The 4,890-nt window shown below is 65.0% G+C and carries 5 protein-coding genes; 1 reads left to right on the top strand and 4 read right to left on the bottom strand.

All coding sequences use genetic code 11. The features are described 5' to 3' along the window. Nucleotides 1-28: 28 nt before the first annotated feature. From Q7J26_RS16110 to Q7J26_RS16095, 4 genes are read right to left on the bottom strand one after another with little or no spacing between them, the layout of a single operon-like run. Nucleotides 29-1,303, bottom strand: coding sequence for an NADH-quinone oxidoreductase subunit D (locus Q7J26_RS16110; RefSeq protein WP_287926290.1), 1,275 nt, complete (start codon nucleotides 1,301-1,303; stop codon nucleotides 29-31). Then, nucleotides 1,303-1,932 carry an NADH-quinone oxidoreductase subunit C gene (locus Q7J26_RS16105; protein ID WP_304937379.1) on the bottom strand — a complete coding sequence of 210 codons (630 nt, stop codon included), beginning with the start codon at nucleotides 1,930-1,932 and terminating at the stop codon, nucleotides 1,303-1,305. The genes Q7J26_RS16110 and Q7J26_RS16105 overlap by 1 nt, the downstream gene beginning before the upstream one ends. Then, nucleotides 1,929-2,540, bottom strand: coding sequence for an NADH-quinone oxidoreductase subunit B family protein (locus Q7J26_RS16100; protein ID WP_304937378.1), 612 nt, complete (start codon nucleotides 2,538-2,540; stop codon nucleotides 1,929-1,931). The genes Q7J26_RS16105 and Q7J26_RS16100 overlap by 4 nt, the downstream gene beginning before the upstream one ends. Beyond that, nucleotides 2,510-2,887 carry an NADH-quinone oxidoreductase subunit A gene (locus tag Q7J26_RS16095; RefSeq protein ID WP_304937377.1) on the bottom strand — a complete coding sequence of 126 codons (378 nt, stop codon included), beginning with the start codon at nucleotides 2,885-2,887 and terminating at the stop codon, nucleotides 2,510-2,512. The genes Q7J26_RS16100 and Q7J26_RS16095 overlap by 31 nt, the downstream gene beginning before the upstream one ends. 205 nt (nucleotides 2,888-3,092) lie before the next feature. On the opposite strand from Q7J26_RS16095, the gene Q7J26_RS16090 reads away from it, so the two are divergent. Beyond that, nucleotides 3,093-4,724: an AbgT family transporter gene (locus tag Q7J26_RS16090; RefSeq protein ID WP_304937376.1), complete on the top strand. Its 1,632-nt coding sequence runs from the start codon at nucleotides 3,093-3,095 to the stop codon at nucleotides 4,722-4,724. The last annotated feature ends 166 nt before the right edge of the window (nucleotides 4,725-4,890 follow it).

Genomic DNA, 4,890 nt, shown 5'->3' with positions numbered 1-4,890 from the left:
GGCTGTTCCTTGGCGAGACGACGAACGCTCATCGGTCCACTTCTCCGAAAACGATGTCGAGCGAGCCCAGGATGGCGGAGACGTCGGCCAGCTGGTGGCCGCTGTTGATCCAGTCCATCGCCTGCAGGTGACGGAAGCCCGGCGCCGAAATCTTGACGCGGTACGGTTTGTTGGTGCCGTCAGACACCAGATAGATGCCGAACTCGCCCTTGGGCGCCTCGACCGAGGCGTAGACCTCGCCCTCGGGCGTCTTGAAGCCCTCGGTGTACAGCTTGAAGTGATGGATCAGGGATTCCATCGACCGCTTCATCTCGCCACGACGCGGCGGAACGATCTTGTTGTCCTCCAGCATCACCGGCTCGCCGGGGCAGTTGCGCAGCTTGTGAATGCACTGCTCCATGATCCGCACCGACTGCTTCATCTCCTCGATGCGGCAGAGGTAACGATCCCAGCAGTCGCCGTTCTTGCCGACCGGAATGTCGAACTCCAGCTCGGCGTAGCACTCATACGGCTGCGACTTGCGCAGATCCCAGGCGATGTCCGAGCCGCGCAGCATGACGCCGGTGAAGCCCCAGGCCAGGGCCTGTTCCTTGGACACCACGCCGATGTCGACGTTGCGTTGCTTGAAGATGCGGTTCTCGGTGACCAGGCTCTCGATATCGGTCAGGGCCTTGGGGAATTCCTGGCACCAGCGACCGATGTCGTCGATCAGGTCCATCGGCAGGTCCTGGTGGACGCCGCCGGGACGGAAATAGTTGGCGTGCAGACGCGCGCCGCTGGCCCGCTCGTAGAAGACCATCAGCTTTTCGCGCTCTTCGTGACCCCACAGCGGGGGCGTCAGGGCGCCGACGTCCATGGCCTGCATGGTCGCGTTCAGCAGGTGGTTCCCGATCCGGCCGATTTCCGAATACAGCACCCGGATCAGCTGGGCGCGGTACGGAACCTCGACGCCGAGCAGCTTCTCGATGGCCAGGCAGAAGGCGTGTTCCTGGTTCATCGGCGCGACATAGTCGAGGCGATCCAGATAGGGCACGTTCTGCAGATAGGTGCGGGCCTCCATCAGCTTCTCGGTGCCGCGGTGCAGCAGGCCGATGTGCGGATCGACGCGTTCGACGATCTCGCCGTCCAGCTCCAGCACCAGGCGCAGCACGCCGTGCGCGGCCGGGTGTTGCGGACCGAAGTTGATGGTGAACTTGCGGTCGTCCATCGCCTTGGCATGGTCGGTGCGGTGATCGACCGGCATGTCCTCGAAGGGATCGACAGCGCCGTTCACGGGCGCGGTTACGGGGGCTCCGTCAGCCATCAGCCCTTAACTCCAGCCTTTTCGTCGCCGGGAAGCACGGGCGCCGGATAATCGGCGCCTTCCCACGGCGACAGGAAGTCGAACGTCCGGAATTCCTGCGTCAGCTTGACCGGCTCATAGACGACCCGCTTCTGCTCTTCGTCGTAACGCACCTCGACATAGCCCGTCATCGGGAAGTCCTTGCGCAGCGGATGACCCTCGAAGCCATAGTCCGTCAGCAGGCGGCGCATATCCGGGTGACCTTCGAAGATCACGCCGTACATGTCGTAGGCCTCGCGCTCGAACCAGCCGGCTGAGGGATAGACCCCGGTCACGGTGGCGACGGGTTGGACCTCGTCGGTCACGACCTTGACGCGGACCCGGGCGTTCCGGGTCATCGACAGCAGGTGATAGACGACCTCGAACCGCTCCTCGCGATCCGGATAGTCGGCCCCGCACAGGTCCAGCAGTTGCTGGAAGCCGAACTGGTCGCGCAGCGCCGTCATGACTTCGACGATCCGCTCGCGCGGCGCCAGCAGGGTCAGCTCGCCGAAGGCGACCTGCGCCTCGACGCCCAACGCCCCGACCATTTCGGCGCCCATAGGCGTCAACGCGGCCTCGAAACGCTCTTGAACAGCCAGCGAACTCATCGGTCGATGGTCCCCGTGCGGCGAATCTTCTTCTGCAGTTGCAGCAGGCCGTACAGCAGAGCCTCGGCCGTCGGCGGGCAACCCGGGACATAGACGTCCACTGGCACCACGCGGTCGCAACCGCGAACCACGCTGTAGCTGTAGTGATAATAGCCGCCGCCGTTGGCGCAGCTGCCCATGGACACGACATAGCGCGGGTCGGGCATCTGGTCGTAGACCTTGCGGATGGCCGGGGCCATCTTGTTGGTCAGGGTGCCGGCGACGATCATCAGGTCGGAGTGACGCGGGCTGCCGCGCGGGGCCATACCGAAACGCTCGACGTCGAAACGCGGCATCGACATCTGGATCATCTCGACGGCGCAGCAGGCCAGGCCGAAGGTCATCCACATCAGCGAACCGGTGCGCGCCCAGGTGATGACGTCGTCCAGCGAGGCGGTCAGGAAGCCGCGCTCGCCCAGCTCCATGTTCACCGACTCGAAGAACTTGTCGTGAATCTTGGGGTCATAGCCCTCGACCATCGAACGCGCGGCCGAATTGGCCGGAACCAGCGCGCCAGGAAGCGGCGAGGAGGGTGCGACTATTCCCATTCCAGGGCTCCCTTCTTCCATTCGTAGATGAAGCCGATGGTCAGGACGCCCAGGAAGACCATCATCGACCAGAAGGCGAAGATCATGCCCGCATGCGACAGGTCGAACATCGACACCGCCCACGGGAACAGGAAGGCCACTTCCAGGTCGAAGATGATGAAGAGGATCGACACCAGATAGAAGCGCACGTCGAACTTCATCCGGGCGTCGTCGAAGGCGTTGAACCCGCACTCATAGGCGGACAGCTTCTCTGAATCGGGGCTCTTGGGGGCCAGCAGCATCGGCAGGGCGATGAAGAGCACGCCGATGAAGGCGGCGATACCGGCGAAGATCAGGACCGGCAGATATTCGAGCAGAAATGCGTTCATTCAAAGAACCTCGGCCGCCGGGGAGAGGCGGGATTCGGCGCTTCTTAGACCCAACGTTCGTGCGGTTCAAACCCCTGCGTCTATTGGTTTTTTGTTGAGAATGGATCGCAACTCCTCGGGCCATATGTCGCAGGCCCGGCGCTTGCGGTTCTGGCCCCTTCCCGGCCCTACTGCCGCCTTGAAATCCCAACCGAAAGTCATCCGCATGAGCCTTGGCGCCCGTGTCCTGAACACCGTCGAGCGGATCGGGAATCGCCTGCCCGATCCCGTCTTCCTGTTTTTGTGGCTGATCGCCGGCCTGATCGTGCTGAGTCTGGTCGGGGCCGGCCTGGGCTGGTCGGCGGTCAATCCAGTCACCGGCGACCGGCTGGTTGCGCAAAGCCTGCTGTCGCCCGAAAATCTGGAGCGGCTGATCATCGGCATGCCGCGCACCCTGGCGGACTTCCCGCCCCTGGGGATCGTCATCACCATCATCTACGGCGCGGCGGTGGCCGAAAGGACCGGGATGTTCTCCACGGCGATTCGCGGCGCGCTTCTGAATGCGCCGCGCGCCATACTGACGCCGGTCGTGGTGATCACCGGCATGGTGTCCCACCATGCGTCCGACGCCTCCTATGTGGTTGTCATTCCCTTGGCGGCGGTGATTTTCGCGGCGGCGGGGCGTCATCCCCTCGCCGGTCTGGCTGCAGGCTTCGCCGCCGTGTCGGGCGGTTACGCCGGCAATCTGTTCCCCGGCGCCAGCGACGCGCTGATCCTGGGCATCACCGAGCCCGCCGCACACCTGATCGACCCGTCCTATTCGGTGAACATCGCCGGCAACTGGTACTTCATCGTCGGGGTGGTGTTCGTCTTCACCCCCATCGTCTGGTTCCTGACCGACCGGGTGATCGAACCCCGCCTGGGCAAATGGACGCCGTCCGAAGGCGTCGCCGCCCCCGCGACCTCGGAAAAGGAACCCCTGACCTCCGCCGAGAAGCGCGGTCTGAGATTCGCCGGCTTGGCCCTGCTGGCCATGATCGGCCTGTGGACCCTGATCACCCTGCTGCCTGGATCGCCCTTCGTGGATCCCGACGCCGACCCGGAGCAGAGGTTCAATCCCCTGTACCGTTCGCTGGTCGCCTTCTTCGCCGTGGTCTTCTTCGTCACGGGCGCGGCCTATGGGGCGGGATCCGGCTCGATCCAGTCCCATCGCGACCTGGTGCGGATGATGCGCGACGGAATCGCCCAGCTGGCGCCCTATATCGTCCTGGCCTTCTTCGCCGCGCACTTCGTGGCCATGTTCAACTGGTCGGGCCTGGGGCCGATCCTGGCGGTCAACGCCGCCGCCGAGCTGAAGAGCCTGGCCCTGCCTGCGCCGCTGCTGCTGATCTGCGTCGTCCTGGTCTCCTGCTTCTTTGATCTGTTCATCGGCTCGGCCTCGGCCAAATGGTCGGCCCTGGCCCCCATCGTCGTGCCGATGTTCATGCTGCTGGGGATTTCACCCGAGATGACGACGGCCGCCTACCGCATGGGCGATTCGGTGACGAACATCGCCACGCCGCTGATGAGCTATTTCCCGCTAATCCTGACCTTCGCCCAGCGCTGGGATCCGCGCTTCGGCCTGGGCTCGCTGATGGCGACCATGCTGCCTTACGCCGGGGCCTTCCTGGTGGCCGGTCTGGCCATGGTGGCGGCCTGGGTCGCGTTCGACCTGCCGGTGGGGCCCGGCGTGGGCGTTCATTATGAACCGCCCGCCCCCGCCGTCGCCGCTCAGGAGCCCGCCACAGGCGGCCTGACGGGCCCGCACAGCCCGCCCCAGGCGGCCGCGGTCGCTCCGTCCACGCCCCTTCCACGCTGAGGCGGGTCTTTCTGGAAAAGGCCGCTTGACGCGCTGGGTCAGCCCGCCTAAACGACGCCCCTCGCCGGGGCGCACAGCCGCTTCGGCCGGGAAACGCGGGTGTAGCTCAGTTGGTTAGAGTGCCGGCCTGTCACGCCGGAGGTCGCGGGTTCGAGCCCCGTCACTC

The organism is Brevundimonas sp. (assembly GCF_030656255.1).
Classification (GTDB): Bacteria; Pseudomonadota; Alphaproteobacteria; order Caulobacterales; family Caulobacteraceae; genus Brevundimonas.
The sequence above is the reverse complement of the archived record's forward strand: the minus strand, read 5'-3'. Positions and strand labels throughout refer to the sequence as shown.